The 19,307-nt window shown below is 69.9% G+C and carries 5 protein-coding genes; 4 read left to right on the top strand and 1 reads right to left on the bottom strand.

The genetic code is table 11. The annotated features are described in order from the left end of the window. The 4 genes from ACLARN_RS12890 to ACLARN_RS12875 all read left to right on the top strand — a co-directional run bounded on the left by ACLARN_RS12890 (nucleotide 1) and on the right by ACLARN_RS12875 (nucleotide 17,846). Nucleotides 1–15,078 (top strand): non-ribosomal peptide synthase/polyketide synthase, encoded by a 15,078-nt coding sequence (locus ACLARN_RS12890; RefSeq protein WP_409491581.1) that lies wholly within the window; start codon nucleotides 1–3, stop codon nucleotides 15,076–15,078. After that, nucleotides 15,075–16,349, top strand: coding sequence for an MFS transporter (locus ACLARN_RS12885; protein WP_409491580.1), 1,275 nt, complete (start codon nucleotides 15,075–15,077; stop codon nucleotides 16,347–16,349). Before ACLARN_RS12890 ends, ACLARN_RS12885 begins: the two co-directional genes overlap by 4 nt. Next, complete coding sequence (locus ACLARN_RS12880; RefSeq protein WP_409491579.1) at nucleotides 16,342–16,539, top strand: MbtH family protein; 198 nt, start codon at nucleotides 16,342–16,344, stop codon at nucleotides 16,537–16,539. The genes ACLARN_RS12885 and ACLARN_RS12880 overlap by 8 nt, the downstream gene beginning before the upstream one ends. Before the next feature lie 434 nt (nucleotides 16,540–16,973). Beyond that, the gene (locus ACLARN_RS12875; RefSeq protein WP_409491578.1) at nucleotides 16,974–17,846 is read left to right on the top strand and encodes a hypothetical protein; all 873 of its coding nucleotides are present in this window, start codon (nucleotides 16,974–16,976) and stop codon (nucleotides 17,844–17,846) included. A gap of 351 nt (nucleotides 17,847–18,197) precedes the next feature. On the opposite strand, the gene ACLARN_RS12870 is transcribed toward ACLARN_RS12875, so the two are convergent. Beyond that, nucleotides 18,198–18,620: a hypothetical protein gene (locus tag ACLARN_RS12870; RefSeq protein WP_409491577.1), complete on the bottom strand. Its 423-nt coding sequence runs from the start codon at nucleotides 18,618–18,620 to the stop codon at nucleotides 18,198–18,200. Between the last annotated feature and the right edge of the window lie 687 nt (nucleotides 18,621–19,307).

Below are 19,307 nucleotides of genomic sequence, written 5' to 3'. Positions count from 1 at the left end.
ATGACGTCATCCAAATCCGACCGAATCGCGGCACTGCCCGCCGAACTGCGGGAGAAGCTGCGCACCAGGATGGCAGGCGCGGCCGGGCGGGCGGACGTGCTCCCCACCGCGGATCGTGACCGCCCGCTGCCGCTGTCGTTCGCCCAGCGGCGACTGTGGTTCCTCGACCGGCTCCACCCGGACGACGCCGAGTACAACAGCGCGCTGGCCTTGCGGTTCACCGGGGAGCTCGACATCCCGGTCCTGGCCGAAGCCCTGCGCGCGCTCGTGGAGCGGCACGAGTCGCTGCGGACCACGTTCGACGAGGTGGACGGCGAAGGTGTCCAGATCGTCCACCCGGCGGCAGGACTGCCGCTGCCGGTGGTGGACGTCGGCGCCGAAGCGCTCGACCGGGTGCTGCTCGAGGAGTACTCGCGGCCGTTCGACCTCCGGCGCGGGCCACTGGTGCGGGCGCTGGTCGCGCGGACCGGCCCCGAGGAGCATGTGCTGCTGATGTGCGTGCACCACATCGTCACCGACGGCTGGTCGATGGGTGTGCTCACCGGCGAACTCGCCGAGCTGTACAACGCAGGCGTCCGCGGTGAGCGGGCCGTGCTCCCGTCGCAGCCGGTGCAGTACGCCGACTTCGCGGCGTGGCAGCGGAAACGACTGTCGGACGACGTGCTCGCGGAACGGCTCACCTACTGGCAGCACAGGTTGGGCGGGCTCGCGCCGCTGGAACTGCCCACCGACCGGCCGCGGCCGGCGACCCGGACCACCGAGGGCGCGGTGCGCGAATTCAGCCTGCCGCGGGAGACCGCCGCGCGGCTGGCCGAGCTGGCACGGTCCTGCGAGACCACGCTGTTCACCACCGTGCTCGCGGCGTGCAAGGTGCTGTTCGCGCGCTACGCCGGGCAGGAGGACGTGGCCGTCGGCACGGTCGTCCAGGGGCGTGACCGGCCGGAACTGCAGCGGGTGGTCGGGTTCTTCGTCAACACCGTGGTGCTACGGTCCACTGTGGACCTGTCGCGGAGCTTCCGCGAGCTGCTGGGCGGAGTGCGGGAGACGGTGCTCGACGCCTTCTCCCATGACGACGTGCCTTTCGAGCGGCTGGTCGACGCCGTGCACGCGGACCGCGATCCCAGCCGGAACCCGCTGTTCGACGTGATGGTGCTGCTGCACAGCGCCTCCGGGGCGAAGCCGTCCTTCGACGGGCTCGCGGCCGAAGACGTCGGCGTCGCACGGAAATCGTCGAACTTCGACCTGACCGTCGAATTCGAGGAACGCGACGGCGCGCTCGCCGGACTGGTCGAGTACAGCACGGCGCTGTTCGACGCGGACACCATCGACAGGCTGATTTCCCATCTGGCGGTGCTGCTGGACGCCGTCGCCGCCCGGCCGGACCGGCCGCTGGCGGAGCTTCCGCTGGCGACCGCGGGCGAGCTGCGCCGGATGCTGGTCGAGTGGAACGACACCGGCATCGACGTACCGGACACGACCGTCGTGGACCTGCTCGACGCCCAGGCCGCGGCGACGCCCCACGAGACCGCCTTGGTGTTCCGGGACGAGTCGCTGGACTACGCGGAGCTGATCCGCCGCGTCGACGAACTCGCCGGTGAGCTGGTGCGGCGGGGAGCCGGACCGGAGCGGATCGTCGCCGTCACGCTGCCACGGTCGGCCGAGGCCGTGGTGGCGCTGTTCGCCGTGCTGAAGGCGGGTGCGGTGTACCTGCCGGTCGACCCCGGTCTCCCGGCGGAGCGCATCGAGACGCTGCTACGTGACGCGGACCCGGTCGTGGTGGTGGACGAGAACTTCGAGTGCACAGGGCACACAGCGGCGCTCACCGGCCTTCGCCCCGATCAGGCCGCGTATGTCATCTACACCTCCGGGTCGACGGGCAAGCCGAAAGGCGTCGTGGTCGAACACCGCGCGCTGGTCAACCTGCTGGCCAACCACCGGCGGGTCTTCGGCACCGGCCGCCTGCGCGTGGCGTGCACGGCGGCCTTGTCGTTCGACACGTCCTGGGAGGGACCGCTGCTGCTGGCCGACGGTCACGAACTGCACCTCGTGGACGACGACACCCGGCTGGATCCGGACGCGCTCACCCGGTACGTCACCGGGCACCGGATCGACTTCCTCGACCTGACCCCGTCCTACCTCCGGCAGCTGCTCCCCGCCGGACTGCTGGACGGGCCGCACCGCCCGAAACACCTGATGCTCGGCGGTGAGGCGATCGGGGAGACCCTGTGGCGCGAGCTGACGGAGCTACCAGGGACGACCGCCCACAACTACTACGGGCCGACCGAGACCACCGTCGACGCCGTGTGCACACCGGTGTCCGGTGACCGGCCGCTGATCGGCCGCCCGCTTGGCAACTTCCGCGCCTACGTTCTCGACGAGACGCTGTCACCCGTACCGCTCGGAGTACCGGGACAGCTCTACCTTGGCGGCGCACAGCTGGCTCGCGGATACCTCGGCCGTCCGGGGCTGACCGCGGACCGGTTCGTCGCCGACCCGTTCGGTGCACCGGGCACCCGGATGTACGCCACCGGCGACCTCGTCCGCTGGACCGGTGACGGAGCGCTGGACTATCGCGGCCGGTGCGACGAGCAGGTCAAGATCCGCGGGTTCCGCGTCGAACCCGGCGAAGTGGAGGCCGCCCTGCTGCGTCACCCAGCGGTCGCCGAAGCCGCCGTGGTGGCGAGGGAGGACCGCAACGGCAAGCGGCTCGTGGCCTATTTCGTGCCGGGCGGCGGACGCCCTCATCTCGGCGAGCTCCGGCGTTTCCTGGCCGGGTCGCTGCCCGACTATCTGGTGCCCTCGGCCTTCGTCCGGCTCGACCGGCTGCCGCTGACCCGGCACGGCAAACTCGACCAGGCCGCCCTGCCGATGCCGGACTTCTCGGCCGCCCGCGCGCGGTATGTCGCCCCGCGCGACGACGTGGAGCGGCTGGTGACCGGCGTCTGGGCGGACGTGCTCGGTGTCGAGCGGATCGGGATCGAGGACAACTTTTTCGATCTCGGTGGGGATTCGATTCTCGGCATCCGTGTCCTGTCCCGTCTTCGGGCCGCGCTCGGGGCGGAGGTCCCGGCGCGGTTGCTGTTCACCGCGCCGACTCCCGAGCGGCTCGCCGCCGCCCTGCCCGGCGAAGGTACGGCCGGGCGCGAGCTCGCGATTCCGGTCCTCGAACGCGAGAACGGCGCGTTGACGGCCCCGCTTTCGTTCGCCCAGCAGCGACTGTGGTTCCTCGACGAGTTCGAACCGGGCAGCACCGAGTACGTCTCGCCGACGGCGTTGCGGCTTCGCGGGGAACTCGACACCGGCGCGCTGGACCGGGCGCTGACCGCGCTCGTGGCCCGGCACGAATCCCTGCGCACCACCTTCGACACCGTCGACGGGCACGGAACACAGGTCGTGCGTCCGCCGTCCGGCGTCCGTGTCCCGCTCACCGACCTGAGCGGACTGTCCGAAGAGGAGAGATCTACCGGACTGGCCGCCGCACTGGCCGAAGCGTCGACGGCGCCGTTCGATCTGCGCGACGGTCCGCTGCTGCGCACCCGGCTGCTGCGGCTGGCCCCGGACGAGCATGTGCTCACGCTGGTGCTGCACCATATCGTCACCGACGGCTGGTCGGCGGGAGTGCTCACGGGCGAGCTGAGCGCGCTGTACACCGCTTTCGTCCGCGGTGAGCGTGTCAGCCTGCCGGACCTGCCGGTGCAGTACGCCGACTTCGCGGTGTGGCAACGCGAACGCCTGGCCGGGGCGATACTGGACGAGCAACTGGGTTACTGGCGTCACCGTCTCGAAAACGTCCCGCCGCTGGAACTGCCCACCGACCGCCCCCGGCCAGTCGTCCGCACCAAGAACGGCGCGCTGCTGGAGTTCACCGTTCCGGAAACAACCACCGCGCGGCTGAAGGAGCTGTCCCGGCGTCAGGACGGCACGCTGTTCATGACCCTGCTCGCCGCCGCGCAGCTGTTGTTCGCCCGCTGGTCCGGGCAGGACGACGTCGCCGTCGGTACGGTCACCTCCGGCCGGGAACGCACTGACCTGGAAGGGCTGATCGGCTTCTTCGTCAACACAGTGGTGCTGCGGTCCGAAGTGGACCTTTCCCGGCCGTTCGACGCGTTCCTCCGCGACGTCCGCGAGCTGACCCTGGACGCCTTCGGGCACCAGGACGTCCCCTTCGACCGCGTGGTCGACGACCTGCAGCCGGTCCGCGACACCAGCCGCACCCCGCTGTGCCAGGTCATGGTGGTGCTGCACAACACGCCCGAGGGAAAGCCGGCGCTGCCTGGGCTGGCCGTCGAGGAACTGGCGCCGCCGGTGGTGACCGCGACCTTCGAACTGATGATCCAGTTCCAGGAGGTCGCCGGGCGCCTCGACGGAGTGGTCAACTACAACACTGATCTGTTCGACACCGCCACGATCGAGCGGTTGACGGGTGGGCTGCGGCTCGTCCTCGAAGGCGTCACCGCCGCCCCGGACCGCCCGCTCGGCGAACTGTCGCTGCTGACCACCGGTGAGCGGCACCATCTCCTGCACACGCTGAACGACACCACCCGGCCGCTGGACGAGGCGACCCTGCCGGAACTGGTGCGGGCCCAGGCCGGGCGGACCCCGGACGCCCCCGCTGTCACCGATGGCGGCGTCACTCTCTCTTACGGCGAGCTGGAGCGGCACGCCAATCGGCTGGCTCACTGGCTTATCGCGGCCGGGGCCGGGCCGGAACAGCGGGTTGCCGTCGTCCTGCCGAGTTCGGTCGAACTGTTGGTGGCGTTGCTGGCCGTGCTCAAATCCGGTGCTGCTTATGTGCCGATCGATCCGCTGTACCCACCGGAACGTATCCGGTTCATGCTTGACGATTCCGGGCCGTTGGTGGTGCTCGACAGCCGGGAGGCGGTCCTGGACACCGCGGGGCTGCCGGAAACCGACCCGGGAGTGCGGCCGCTGCCCGGCCTGCCCGCGTACGTGATCTACACGTCCGGGTCGACCGGCAGACCCAAAGGCGTGGTCACCACCCACGGCGGACTGCTGAACTACCTCCGCTGGGCGGCCGGCGCGTATGCGGGCCTGGGCGGCACCGCTGTGCTGCACTCGTCGGTCTCCTTCGACCTCACGGTGACCACGTTGTACGGCCCCCTGCTCACCGGCGGCCACATTCGGGTGGAGGGCAGCCCCTCACCGCGGCCGCCCACGTTCCTCAAGGCCACCCCGGGTCATCTGCCGCTCTTGGGCGCGCTGGACGAGGACGACCTGTCGCCGACGGGTGAGCTGGTGGTCGGCGGCGATCAGCTTCTCGGGCCGGTGGCCGAAGGCTGGCGCGCGGACCATCCGACCGCGGTGGTGGTGAATGAGTACGGGCCGACCGAGACCACCGTCGGCTGCATGGAGTACCGGGTCGAGCCGGGGCAGGAGCCGTTCGGCGGCGCGGTGCCGATCGGTCATCCGATCTGGAACACGCGGCTGTATGTGCTCGATGGGCTGCTGAACCCGGTGCCCGCCGGGGTCGCGGGCGAGCTCTACGTCGCCGGTGCCGGGCTGGCCCGTGGGTACTTCGGGCGGCCGGGACTGACCGCGGCCGGGTTTGTCGCGTGTCCCTTCGGCGCACCGGGGGAACGGATGTACCGGACCGGGGATGTGGTGATCCGGCGGCACGACGGCGAACTGGAGTACCAGGGCCGCGCCGACCAGCAGGTCAAAATCCGAGGCTTCCGGATCGAGCTCGGCGAGATCGAGGTCGCGCTGGCCGCGCATCCGGACCTCGGCGAGGTCGTCGTGGTCGCCCACGAGGCGGACGGAACCCGGCGGCTGGTCGCCTACCTGGTCCCGGCGCCGGGCGCCTCGGTGCCGGGGACCACCGCCCTGCGGGAGTTCCTCGGCCGCACCCTGCCTGCGCATATGGTGCCCGCGGTGTTCGTCGGTCTCGATGCACTTCCGTTGAACGCCAACAGGAAGCTCGACCGCCGGGCACTGCCCGCACCGGACGGGCACGTGGAGGCGGGCCGCCGGTACGTGGCACCGCGGACGCCGGTCGAGCGTGAGCTGGCCCAGGTGTTCTCGGCGGTGCTGGGCGTCGAGCAGGTCGGCGCGGAGGACAACTTCTTCGGCCTCGGCGGCGATTCGATCCTCAGCATCCAGGTCGTGTCAAAGGCCCGTAAGGCCGGGCTTTCCCTGTCCTCGAAGGACATCTTCCTCCACCAGACCGTGGCCGAGCTGGGTTCGATCGTCGAGGCGCGGGTGGTGCCGGAGCCGGCCGTGCGCGCCGAACCGTCCGGACCCGCACCGCTCGGGCCGATCCAGTCATGGTTCTTCGCAAGCGGCCTCGACACCGGCCATTTCACCATGTCCGTCCACATCGGACTGCGTGCGGACGTCGACCTCACGCGCCTGTCCGACGCCGTCGGCCGGGTGATGGCACACCACGACGCCCTGCGGATGCGGTTCTCGATGGCGGCGGGGGAGTGGGTGCAGGAACCGGTGGCGCACGAGGACAACACGCCGCGGATCATTCGTTTGTCCACAGTGGACGAGAATGCGATGCAAGCGGCGGCACTGGCCGCGCAGGGTTCACTGAGCATCACCGACGGGCCGTTGTGGCGGGCGATCGTGTTCGTCCCCGGTGACCAGGCGCCCCGGCTGTTCCTCACCGTGCACCACCTTGTCATGGACGGCGTGTCGTGGCGTGTCCTGCTCGCCGACATCGAGGCCACCTACCGGGGCGAAGAGCTAGAGCCGGTCGGCACGTCCTACACCGCTTGGGCGCGGTCGCTGGCCGGTCACGTCCGGGCGGGTGGGTTCGACGAGGACCTCGAACACTGGAAGACCGTGTTCAGCGGCACGAGTCCGGACCTGCCGGTGGACCGGACCGGCCGCAACGAGGCGGGCTCGGCGCGCACGGTCTCGGCGAGCCTCGGCCGGACCGAAACGGCCGCGCTGCTGCACGAAGTGCCCTCGGTGTACCGGACGCAGGTCAACGACGTCCTGCTGGCGGCGCTCGGCCGGGTGCTGGCCGGTTGGACCGGCCGCGACCGCGTCGTGATCGCGGTGGAGGGCCACGGCCGTGAGGAGATCGTCGACGGGCTCGACCTGTCCCGCACGGTCGGCTGGTTCACCGCCCAGTTCCCGGTCGCGCTGAGCCTGCGCCCGGCCGCGGACTGGGGTGAGGAGCTGAAGTCGGTCAAGGAACAGGTGCGCGCGGTGCCGAACAAGGGTGTCGGCTACGACGCGCTCCGCTATCTCGGTCGCGAAGGAACCTCGGCGAACCTGCTCCGGGACGACCCGGCACCCCGGATCTCGTTCAACTACCACGGGCAGTGGGACGTCGCGCCGTCCGGCGAGAGCCTCTATCAGGAGCGGCACGAGGCGCTCGGCCAGGACATCGCCGAAGCGACCCCGCGGACGTACCTGCTGGACGTCATCGGCGTCGTCGAGGACGGACGGCTGCGGCTGTCCTGGGAGTACTCCGCCGATCTGCACGACGAGGCCACAGTCCGGCGGCTGGCCCAAGGCACGGTCGAAGCGCTGCGGGAGATCGTCGCGCACTGCGCCCGGCCGGACGCCGGGGGCCGCACGCCGTCGGACTTCCCGCTGGCCAGGCTCGACCAGTCCCAAGTGGACCGGATCGCCGGCGACGGCCGGGACGTCGAGGATGTCTACCCGTTGACCCCGCTGCAGGCGGGCATGGTCTTCCACAGCCTCGTCGACGCCGGTTCGACGGCGTACTTCGACCAGTTCCGGCTTCGGCTCTCCGGTGTCGCCGAGCCCGTCTTGTTCGGCGAAGCCTGGCAGCAGCTCGTCGACCGGACGCCGATCCTGCGCAGTTGCGTGGTGTGGGAAGGAGTCGACGAGCCGTTGCAGGTGGTTCGGCGCCACGTTCCGCTGCCGGTCCGGCAACTCGACTGGCGGGGACTGTCCGAAGAGGACCAGAAGACCGCTTTGGCCGACCTGCTTGCGGACGACCTCGCCGCGGGCATGGACCTGACGGCCGCGCCGCTGATGCGCCTGGCGATCGCACGGCTGACCGACGACGAGGTCCAGTGCGTGTGGACCTCGCACCACGTCCTGCTCGACGGCTGGAGCACCGCGCAGGCTTTCGGCGAAGTGTGCGAGCGGTACGCGGCACTCGTCGGCGGGCGGCGGCCGGAAGTGCCGTCCCGGCGCCCGTTCCGCGACTACCTCGGCTGGCTGGCCGAGCAGGACGGCCAGGAGGCCGAACGCTACTGGCGTCACGTCCTCGCCGGTGTCGAGGCGCCAACGCCGTTGCCGTACGACCGGCCGCCGGTCGAGGCCCACCGCGCCGAATCCGGCGAAACGGTACTGCTCGAACTCTCCCCCGAAGAGTCACGGCGGTTGCACACCATGGCGAAGCGCGCGGCGCTGACCGTCAACACCGTGGTGCAGGGCGCCTGGGCACTGCTGCTGGCGCACTACAGCGGCGAGCAGGACGTGCTGTTCGGCACGACGGTGTCCGGGCGTCCGGCCGAACTGCCCGGGGTCGAGTCCATGATCGGCATGTTCATCAACACCGTGCCCACGCGAATGCGAGTCCGAAGTGGACAGACCGTCGCGGCCTGGCTGCGCGAGGCGCAGGCTGAGCAGGCGGACTCGCGGCGGTTCGACTTCCTGTCACTGGCGCAGCTGCAGGCGCTGACCGACGTGCCGGCGGGGACCGGCCTGTTCGACAGCGTCGTCGTCTTCGAGAACTACCCGATCGACGACGCGGCGGGCGGCGACGGTGTCGTGGTCCGGGACGTCGACTCGCTCGACACCACGAGCTTCCCCCTGAACCTGACGGCGTACCTGCACGAACGGCTCGGGCTGGAACTGTCCTACGACCCGCGGCTGTTCGACGCGGCGACGGCCGAACGGCTGGCGGAACGTCTGGCCAGGCTGGTCCGGCGGATCGCCGAGGAGCCGGACGGCCGCGTCACCGAGTTGTCCCCGCTGGGCGACGCGGAGCGCCGACGGCTGCTGGTGGACTGGAACGACACCGCGCTCGACGTTCCCGGGGGCACGGTGCTGGACGTGTTCCGCGCCCACGTGGCCCGCACCCCGCACGAGACCGCTTTGGTCTTCGGGGACACCGTCCTGACCTTCGCGGCGCTGGACGAGCGGTCGGACCGGCTGGCAGGCCCCCTGATCGCGCAGGGCGCCGGCCCGGAGCGAGTGGTCGCGGTGGTGCTGCCCCGCTCCGCCGAAGCCGTCATCGCGGTCCTCGCGATCTTCAAGGCGGGCGCGGTGTACCTGCCGGTGGACCCGGACCTGCCCGCCGCGCGGTTCGAGTGGCTGCTGCGGGACGCGAGCCCGGCTGTCGTGCTCGACGACCCGGCCCAGGTCCGCGAATGGTGCGACCGGCCCTCACCATGTGAGCTACCCGGCGCCGAGGCGGACCACGCTGCGTACGTCATCTACACCTCCGGGTCGACCGGACTGCCCAAGGGCGTGGTCGTCGAGCACCGCGCTCTGCTGAACCTGCTGGCCGACCACCGCCGCGTCTACCTGGCCGACGCCGCCAAGACCCGGATGCGCGCGGCGCTGACCGCAGCGTTCTCCTTCGACACCTCGTGGGACGGCCTGCTGTTCCTTGTGGACGGACACGAGCTGCACGTCCTCGATGACGACACCCGTGTCGATCCGCGCGCCGTCGCCCGCTACGTCGACGAGCGGCGGATCGATTTCCTCGACCTCACGCCGTCCTACCTCCAGCAGCTGCTGGCCGACGGGCTGCTGGCCGGTGCGCACCGGCCCGGCACCCTGATGGTCGGCGGCGAGGCGATCGGCGAGGCGTTGTGGCGTGACCTGGCCGGCATCCCCGGCACGGCCGTCTACAACTACTACGGCCCCACCGAGGTCACGGTGGACTCGGTGTTCCGCCGCGTGCACGGGGACAAGCCGCTGATCGGGCGGCCGAGCGGGAACGTGCGGGCCTACGTGCTGGACCGGACGCTCTCACCGGTCCCGGCTGGCGTGCCCGGCGAGCTGTACCTCGCCGGCGTCCAACTCGCCCGGGGTTACCTTGGCCGTCCCGGCCTCACCGCCGACCGCTTCGTCGCGAACCCGTTCGGCGGGCCCGGCGAGCGGCTGTACCGGACGGGCGACCGCGTCCGCTGGACGACCGGCGGGGAACTGGACTACCTGGGCCGGGTCGACGAGCAGGTCAAGATCCGCGGCTTCCGCGTGGAGCCGGGTGAGATCGAAGCGGCCCTCCTCGGACACCCCGCCGTCACCGAGGCCGTCGTCATCGTCCGCGAAGACGAGCCGGGAGACCGGCGGCTGGCCGCCTACGTCGTGCCCGGCGCCGAGGCGCCCGACGTCACCGAACTGCGGGCCTGGCTGCGCCGCGCCGTGCCCGGCCACCTCGTGCCGTCCGCCTTCGTGGTGCTCGACCGGCTGCCGCTGACCCGCAACGGCAAGGTCGACCGGCGTGCGCTTCCCGTGCCGGAGAGCAGCGGCACCGGCACGACGTACGTGGCACCGCGGACCTCTGCCGAGCGCACGCTGGCCGAGATCTGGTCCGACGTGCTCGGCGTGGAGCGGGTCGGTGTCGAGGACAACTTCTTCGAACTGGGCGGCGATTCCCTCCTCAGCATGCGGATCGTGTCGCGAGTGCGGGCAGCGTTCGACGCGGACGTGTCCCCGCGTGCGTTGTTCTCCGACCCGGTCCTTGGCCGGTTCGCCGCCGCGGTGGCCGATCGAGGACCGGCAGGCCGGGCCATCCCGGTGACCGACCGCGACGGCCCGCTGCCGCTGTCGTTCGCGCAGCAGCGCCTGTGGTTCCTCGACGAATACGAACCGGGCAGCACGGAGTATGTGTCGCCGACGGCGTTGCGGCTGCGTGGCGAACTCGATGTCGCGGCGCTCACCGACGCGCTGACCGCCTTGGTCGCCCGGCACGAGGCACTGCGGACGACGTTCGACACGGACAGCGGGCACGGCGTCCAGCTCGTCGGCGCTCCGTACGCGGTGGAACTGCCGCTGGACGACCTCGGCGGACTGTCCGAAGAGGACCGCTCGGCCGCGCTGGACCAGACGCTGGAACGCGAGGTGCGACAACTGTTCGACCTGCGGACCGGCCCGCTGCTGCGGGCGAGGCTGATCCGGCTGGCCCCGGACGAGCACGTGCTCACGCTGGTGCTGCACCACATCGTCACCGACGGCTGGTCGTCCGGCGTGCTCGCCGGTGACCTCGACGCGCTCTACACGGCGTTCGTCCGCGGCGCGGAGCCGGAGCTGCCGGACTTGCCGATCCAGTACGCCGACTTCGCCGTGTGGCAGCGGCAGGTCGTCGAAGGCGAACTGCTGGCGGATCAGCTCGGTTACTGGCGCGACCGGCTCGACGGCGTGCCACCGCTGGAGCCGCCCACCGACCGGCCCCGGCCCGCGGTGCGCACCACGAACGGCGACTGGTACGCCTTCGACGTCCCACCCGGACTGGTCACCGCGCTCAAGATTCTCGCCAGAGGTCAGGACGGCACGCTGTTCATGACGCTGGTCGCCGCCTGCCAGGTGCTGCTGGGCCGGTGGTCGGGGCAGGACGACGTCGCGGTGGGCACGGTGACGTCCGGCCGCGAGCGGCCGGAACTGGAAAGGCTGATCGGTTTCTTCGTCAACACCCTGGTGTTGCGGTCCACAGTGGACGCCAAGGCGACGTTCCGCGAGCTGCTGACATCGGTCCGGGAGACCGTCCTCGGCGCCTTCGCCCATCAGGACGTTCCGTTCGAGCGGGTCGTGGACGCCGTGCAGCCGGAGCGCGACGTCAGCCGTACGCCGCTGTTCCAGGCGATGGTGGCCTTGCAGAACACCGGCGACCCGGTGCCCGACGGCGGCGCGCTGGCCGCCGAGGAGATCGCGCTGCCCTCGGCGACGGCGGCGTTCGACCTGCTCGTGCAGTTCGAGGAACACGACGGCGGCCTACGCGGGGCGGTCAACTACAACACCGACCTGTTCGACCCGGCCACCATCGAACGGCTGACCGGCTGGCTGCGGCTCATCCTCGAAGGCGTCACCGCCGCCCCGGACCGTCCGCTCGGCGAACTGCCGCTGCTGACCGCCGTCGAACAGCACCATCTCCTGCATACGCTGAACGACACCGCGCGGCCGCTGGGCGCGGCCACGCTGCCGGAACTGGTGCGGGCACAGGCCGAGCGGACCCCGGACGCGCCCGCGGTCACCGACGTCGGCGTCACCCTCACCTACGCCGAACTGGAGCGGCACGCCAACCGGCTGGCCCACCGGCTGATCGCGGCCGGGGCCGGACCGGAACACCGGATCGGGATCGTGCTGCCGAACTCGGCGGAACTGCTGGTGGCGTTGCTCGCCGTGCTCAAATCCGGTGCCGCTTACGTCCCGATCGACCCGATGTATCCACCGGAACGGATTTCCGCCGTGCTCGGCGATTCCCGGCCCTTGGCGGTGCTCCACGACCGGGAAGCGGTACTGGACACCGCGGGGTGGCCGGAGACCGACCCTGGAGTGCGGCCCTTGTCCGACCACCCCGCGTACGTGATCTACACCTCCGGGTCGACCGGCAAGCCCAAGGGCGTGATCACCACCCACGGCGGGCTGCTGAACTTCCTCCGCTGGGCGGCCGAGACGTATCCCAGCCTGAGCGGAACGGCCGTGCTGCACTCGTCGGTCTCCTTCGACCTCACGGTGACCACGCTCTACGGCACGCTGCTCGCGGGCGGCCGGATCCGGGTGGCGGGCACCCCGGCACAGCGGCCGCCCACCTTCCTCAAGGCCACACCGGGCCACTTGCCGCTCCTCGACGTCATGGACGACGATCTGTCACCGACCGATGAGTTGGTGGTAGGCGGGGACCAGCTTCTCGGCTCGGTGGCCGACGCCTGGCGCGCGGACCACCCCGGCGTGGTGGTGATCAACGAGTACGGCCCGACCGAGACCACCGTCGGCTGTATGGAGTACCGCGTCGGGCCAGGACAGGAACTGGCCGCGGGCGCGGTTCCGATCGGGCATCCGATCTGGAACACGCGGCTGTACGTGCTCGACGCCCGGCTGAACCCGGTCCCGGCCGGGATCGCGGGCGAGCTGTATGTCGCGGGCGACGGACTGGCGCGCGGGTACTTCGGGCTGCCGGGGCTGACCACGGCCGGGTTCATCGCGTGCCCGTTCGGCGAGCCGGGGGAGCGGATGTACCGCACCGGTGACGTCGTGATCCGCCGGCACGACGGCGAACTGGTGTGCCTCGGCCGCGTCGACGAGCAGGTCAAGATCCGGGGTTTCCGGATCGAGCCGGGAGAGGTCGAAGCCGTCTTGCGAAGCCATCCCGGTGTCACCGAAGCCGTCGTCGTGGCTCGCAGGGACGACGGACAGGCACGTCTGGTCGCCTATCTGGTGCCCGCGGCGGACGCCCCGGACACGGCCGCGCTGCGGGAATTCCTCGGCCGTTCGCTGCCCGAGTACATGATCCCGTCGGCGTTCGTGCCGCTCGACGCGCTTCCGTTGAACCGCAACGGGAAGCTGGACCGCAAGGCGCTGCCCGAGCCGGAGGCGCCGGTGGCGACGGCGACGTTCACGGAACCACAGGGGCCGGTGGAACGGGCGCTCGCCGACATCTGGGCGGAAGTCCTCGGCCTCGACCGGGTCGGGGCCCAGGACGGTTTCTTCGAGCTGGGTGGTGACTCCATTCTCAGCATCCAGGTGGTGCACCGCGCCCGGCAGGCGGGCTGGCGGATGACGTCGAAGGCGTTGTTCCGGCACCGGACCGTCGCGGAACTGGCGAAGGTCGTCACCCCCGTCGAAGCCGAACCGGACGAGCGGGAGGCCGTCGCGGGGGAAGTACCACTGACCCCGATCCAGCGATGGTTCTTCGACGTGTACACCGCCAACCCACATCATTTCAACCAGTCCGTTCTCGTCGAACTGGATCCGGCGGTGGATCCGGAGGTGCTGCGGCAGGCGCTCGACGCCGTCATCGCACACCACGACGCGCTGCGGATGCGTTTCGAACGCGTCGAGGGGGAATGGCGGCAGCACAACGATCCCGTCGGGTCGTCGACGGCGCTGCGGATCGAAACCGTGTCCACAGTGGACGATGGGGAACAGCGGGCGCGGATGGAGGAGGTCGCCGACGAGGCGCACGCCGGGTTCGACCTGTCCGCGCCTCCGCTGCTCAAGGCCGTGCTGTTCGCCCGCGAACCGGGGCCGCTGCTGTTCCTGGCCGCGCACCACCTGGTGATCGACGCGGTGTCCTGGCGGATCCTGCTGGAAGACCTCGAGCGGGCCTACCGGCAGGCGGCCGACGGCGAACCCGTCGACCTCGGCGCGAAGACGACGTCGTTCCTGGACTGGTCGCGCCGGCTGCGGGAGTTCGTCGAGGGCGGCGGGCTCGACCACGAGCGCGACCACTGGTCGCGGGCGCTGCCTGCTTGCGAGCTGCCCGTCGACCAGGTCGTGCCGGTCCCCGGCACCCCGTCGGAGTCCGTGACCGTCCGGCTCGACGCCGACGACACCGACGCGCTGCTGCACCTCGCCCCGGGCGCCTACCGCACCCGCATCAACGACGTCCTGCTCGCGGCACTGGCCTGGGCGCTGGCGCGATGGACTGGCGAGGAGCAGGTCGCGGTGGATCTGGAAGGCCACGGCAGGGAGGAGATCTTCGACGACGTCGACCTCACCCGCACGGTCGGCTGGTTCACCACGCTGTTCCCGCTGGCACTCGAAGTCACCACCGCGGACGAGCCGCGCTGGCGTGACCTGGTGAAGTCCGTGCGCAGGCAGCTGCGGGCGGTGCCCGGCAACGGCTTCGGCTTCGGCGCGCTCCGCCAGCGGAGATTCCCCGAGCTCGGCGGGCGCTCCCCGCAGATCTCGTTCAACTACCTCGGGCAGGGCGACGACACCGCCGCCGGAACCGGGCTCTACCGGGCATCGCACGCGCCGATCGGCCACGAGCAGGATCCGGCGGATCCGGGCGGCCATCTGCTGGAGGTGGTCGGCGGCGTCCAGGAGGGACGGCTCGAGTTCTCCTGGTTCCACCGCCCGGATCGGCACGACCGGGCGACGGTGGAGTCGGTCGCCACGGACTTCGCCACGGCCCTGCGCAGGATGGCCCGAGACGTCCGGGGTGAGCCGGCATGACGACGCTGTTGTCGCGCAACCGCGACTACCGCCTGTTGTGGGGCGGCCAGGTCATCTCGGAGGCCGGTTTCAGCACGTCGATGATCGCCTTCCCGCTGCTGGTGCTGGCGGTCACCGGCTCGGCGGCGCAGTCCGGTCTGGTGCTCGGCGCGGTCGCGATCGCCCAGCTCGCCGCCGGGCTGCCCGCCGGGGCGCTGGTGGATCGCTGGAACCGCAAGAAGATCATGCTGGCCTGCGAGGCCGTGCAGGGCCTCGCGGCCGCCGCTCTGGTCGCGGCGCTGTGGTGGGGTGTGGCGAACGTGGCGATGATGATCGCCGTCGCCGCGGTGATGGGGCTGTGCCGGGCGCTGTTCGAACCCGCCGAGGAGGCGAGCCTGCCACGGCTGGTCACCGTGGCTCAGGTGCCGTCGGCGGTGGCGATGAACGCGGCACGGTCAAGCGCCGGGCAGCTGTCCGGCACGGCGCTCGGCGGGTTCCTGTTCGCCCTGGGCCGGATGGTGCCGTTCGTCTTCGACGTCATCGCCCATGTGGTCGCCTTCATCGCCCTGCTGTTCGTGCGGCTGCCGCCGAAACCGATCGAACACCGGACGGCGACCCCGCATCTGGGCCGGGAGATCGTCGCGGGGCTGCGCTGGGTGTGGCGCCAGCCGCACGTGCGGATCACCGCGGTGTGCGCGATCTGCCTGAACCTGTTCTTCAGCGCGTACTACCTGGTGATCATCGTGCTGGCGGACTCGCGCGGCGTCCCGGCTGGCGAGATCGGCGTGATGGCCGCGATGCTCGGCGGCGGCGGCATCCTCGGCGCGCTGGCCGCGCCGTACCTGCACCGCAAGCTCAGTCCGTACGTGATGATCATCAGCGTGTTCTGGGCACTGACCGTGCTCACCCCGCTGGCGGTGTTCGTCCACAATGGATACCTGATGGGCCTGCTGTTCGCGGCGATGGCGTTCCTCCCGCCCGCCGCGAACACCACCATCAGCACCTACCAGCTGCTGCTCACCCCCGACGCGCTGCGCGGACGGCTCGGCGGCGTGATGGGCGTGACCGGCGGCCTGGCCGCCGCGGCGGGCCCCGCGCTCGGCGGCTGGCTGGTCGACGCGCTGCCGGGCGGCACCGCCGTGCTCGTCTGCGCGGGGGCGATCGCCGCGGTCACCCTTCTGGCCACCTTCAACCCGACGCTGCGCCGGTTTCCCCGGCGTGTCGACGACACCACCGCAGACCTACCCGAGGAAACGGAAATGCTGGATACGAAAGGAAAGTCGAATGGCTGACGAAAACACCTACCAGGTCCTGATCAACGACGAAGAACAGTACTCCCTCTGGCCGTCGGACAAGGAGATCCCGGCGGGCTGGCACGCCACGGGACCCCGGGGCAGCCGTCAAGAGTGCATGGACCACGTCGACGAGGTCTGGACCGACATGCGGCCGCGCAGCCTCCGCGAACGGATGGCTTCGCAGTAGACGCGCCGAACTCGACCCCCGTGCGCCGGTGCACGGACCTGGGCAGGTGCGTGGCTCCGGATCTTGGTCACCGGAGCCACGCACTTGGCGGGTACACCCGCCACGACTGCGAGGATTCAAGTGTGGTGAGCACTGTGAATCGCGACTTTCACGCCTCGCGGTCACGGTTGCCGCTGGGCGAGGAAACCGCGTTTCGAGAACGCCTGGCACGGCCAAGAGACCAGCAACCTGTTCCGGTACGTCGTGGCGGCGATGGCGTTCGCGTCATCTGGGTTCACCGTCGACCTGCGGGACTTTGTAGAGCGTTCCTTGGTGTACGACGATTACGGCACCGGCGACCGTTTTGGGCGGCGTGACTACTTGCCAGGCGGTGCCTTCTGGAGCAGGATTCTTGGTTTTCGTACGCAGGCGAAGTGACTTTTGACGACCATGGCGTGACCTCAGCCTCGATCAACCTCGCGTTCCGCCTTCTCGAGGCCAGAGTCCTGAAAGGCGCGCTGCAGAGATCGCCGGGCGTGCTCGCGTTGATCACCTCGGCCTGGTTCTTCGACGAGGTCGTTCGCCACAGCGGCGTGCTTGACCCCGCGACATTTCGTATGGTCCGGATCTCAGTTAGAGAGACCGACGCTCTCGGCTGGATCTGCCTGCCCGATCAAGCGGGACCGCCCACCGTCGAGGCGGCAGAACCTCCTCCTCGGCCGGAGGCCGTTGTTCCGCGTCAGCTGCCGGCGCAGCCGCGCTCCTTTGTTGGCCGTACGCGCGATATCGAGGTCCTCGACGCGGAGTTGGCGTCCGAGACGCACGCGAGGTCGGGCGTGACGATCGCCGTCGTCCGGGGTGTCGGGGGAGCGGGCAAGACATGGCTCGCGCTGCACTGGGCTCACCGGAATCTGCACCGCTTTCCCGATGGGCAGCTTTTCGTCGATCTCGGGGGATTCGGACCAGAACATGAGCCGCGCTCGCCACACGTGGTCCTGCGCAGATTCCTCGAGGCGCTCGGTGTCGAGTCGACGCGGATCCCCGCCGATCCCGACGCCCGGACGGCGATGTACCGCAGCAGCGTGGCGGACCGGCACATGTTGATCGTCCTCGACAACGCACGGGACACCGCGCAGGTTCTTCCACTGTTGCCCGGGGGCTCGTCCTGCACGATCCTGGTCACGAGCCGTGACCAGATGACAGGACTCATCACGGCCACCGGGCCGAAGAGTTTGTCCCGGTCCCGCAGCGTCGCCAAGTGCGCCAGCGCGTCACCACCACCAGCGATCATCACCGCCAGATCAGCCAAAACCCGCCCCGGCAGGTGAGCTGGTATCCCGTCGTAGGTGTCGAGCAGTGCGTCCGACCAGCCAGTCCCCAGACCGGTGGCGACCGTCAGCTCCCGCAGCAACGCCACCCCGGCCCGCGACACCAGCCCTGTCCGTCCGCGGTGACCTGGACCCGTGACAGCTTGCTAGCCTGCACCAGGGAAGTGCCTTCCTGCCGAGTGAATCCTGGACCTTCGCAAGCCCAAGTTTTCCTTACGGGACAGGCACTTCCTCCATTTCAGAACCTGATCTACATCACACCCCGTGAAAGACGCAGGCTAGCGGTCGGCGCCACGGACAGGACCGCAGTCCACGCGGGGACTGCGGTCCTGTCGGGCCTTCTGGAATATGTCAGCCGCGCGTGTAGTAGTCGAAGGTGGTGAATTGGGCGGGCGCACAGCTGAGGCTGAAGGTCTGCCAGTTGGGCCTCGGTCCCACGCTCCAGCTGACCCGCCGCCCGTCGGCGCAGTTCACGACCGTCCTGAGGTGACCGGACTGCACCAGGCAGGTGAACTGGAGCACCTGGAACGGTGCACGGCTGAAGTACCGGCAGTCGAAGACGGCAGCGATGCCGGCGTCGGCGCGCTCGCTGCTCGCGGTGCCTGAGATGGAGGTGGCGGCCTGATCCTGGGCAACCGGCGTGACCGTGCCGGCCGGTGCGGCGGATGCCGCTGCCGGCGCGGCGAAGAGAGCGGCACTGGCTGCTGCCATGACGACTAACGGTTTGATCCCCAAGGACGCGATGGACTCACGTCCGAAAAGCTGTCGAAGCATGAAATCTCCTCGGATTGACTAGGCCATTTCCTTGGCCCCGCGGCACAGTATGACAAAGGTCCAGTCGCGGCGGAATTAATCGGAGTCCCGCAGCTTCACACTTTTCACAAATGCTTTTCGAGCAAGTCCGTACAACATTGCGAAAGACTTGCCAGTCAGTGCGACCTTCCCCTACCTGATCGACTTGACGCGAATACGATAGCAATACTTTCCCGGTACCTGTAATCCACCAAGCGGGTGACCAGCCCAAACTTTCACTATTATAGATTCAGGCGTAAATTTCTTCGGAAGCCTTAGCGACATATCCTATTCCGCGCGAATTCAGAAGACGGTTCTCTCGAGTGCGCCGTGTTCCGCCACGTTTACGGCATGCTGATGAGATGAGCCCGCCAAACCTGGGCTTGGGTCGTGTGCTGGCGACGCGGTGAACGAGGCACACCCATGTTGCCCAAGGGCGGAATCTCCGGCCAGGCCCCTGAAGGTGCCCGGCGGGCATCAGGACGAAGGGGCTGATTCCCGCTTTCACGTCAAGGCTGGCTCAGGCCGACGCCGACGAGAACGGCTCGACAACGAAGCTGACCAGCGGAGAGAAAAGAGAAACTTGCCGAGCTTCGCCGGAAGAACCGGCAGCTTGCGCTGGAGAACGAGATCTTGAAACGCGCGGCCGCGTACTTCGCACGGAAGAAC

Source organism: Amycolatopsis sp. cmx-11-12 (assembly GCF_046269425.1).
In the GTDB taxonomy this organism is placed as follows: Bacteria; Actinomycetota; Actinomycetes; order Mycobacteriales; family Pseudonocardiaceae; genus Amycolatopsis.
This window is presented reverse-complemented; position numbering and strand designations above follow the sequence as displayed.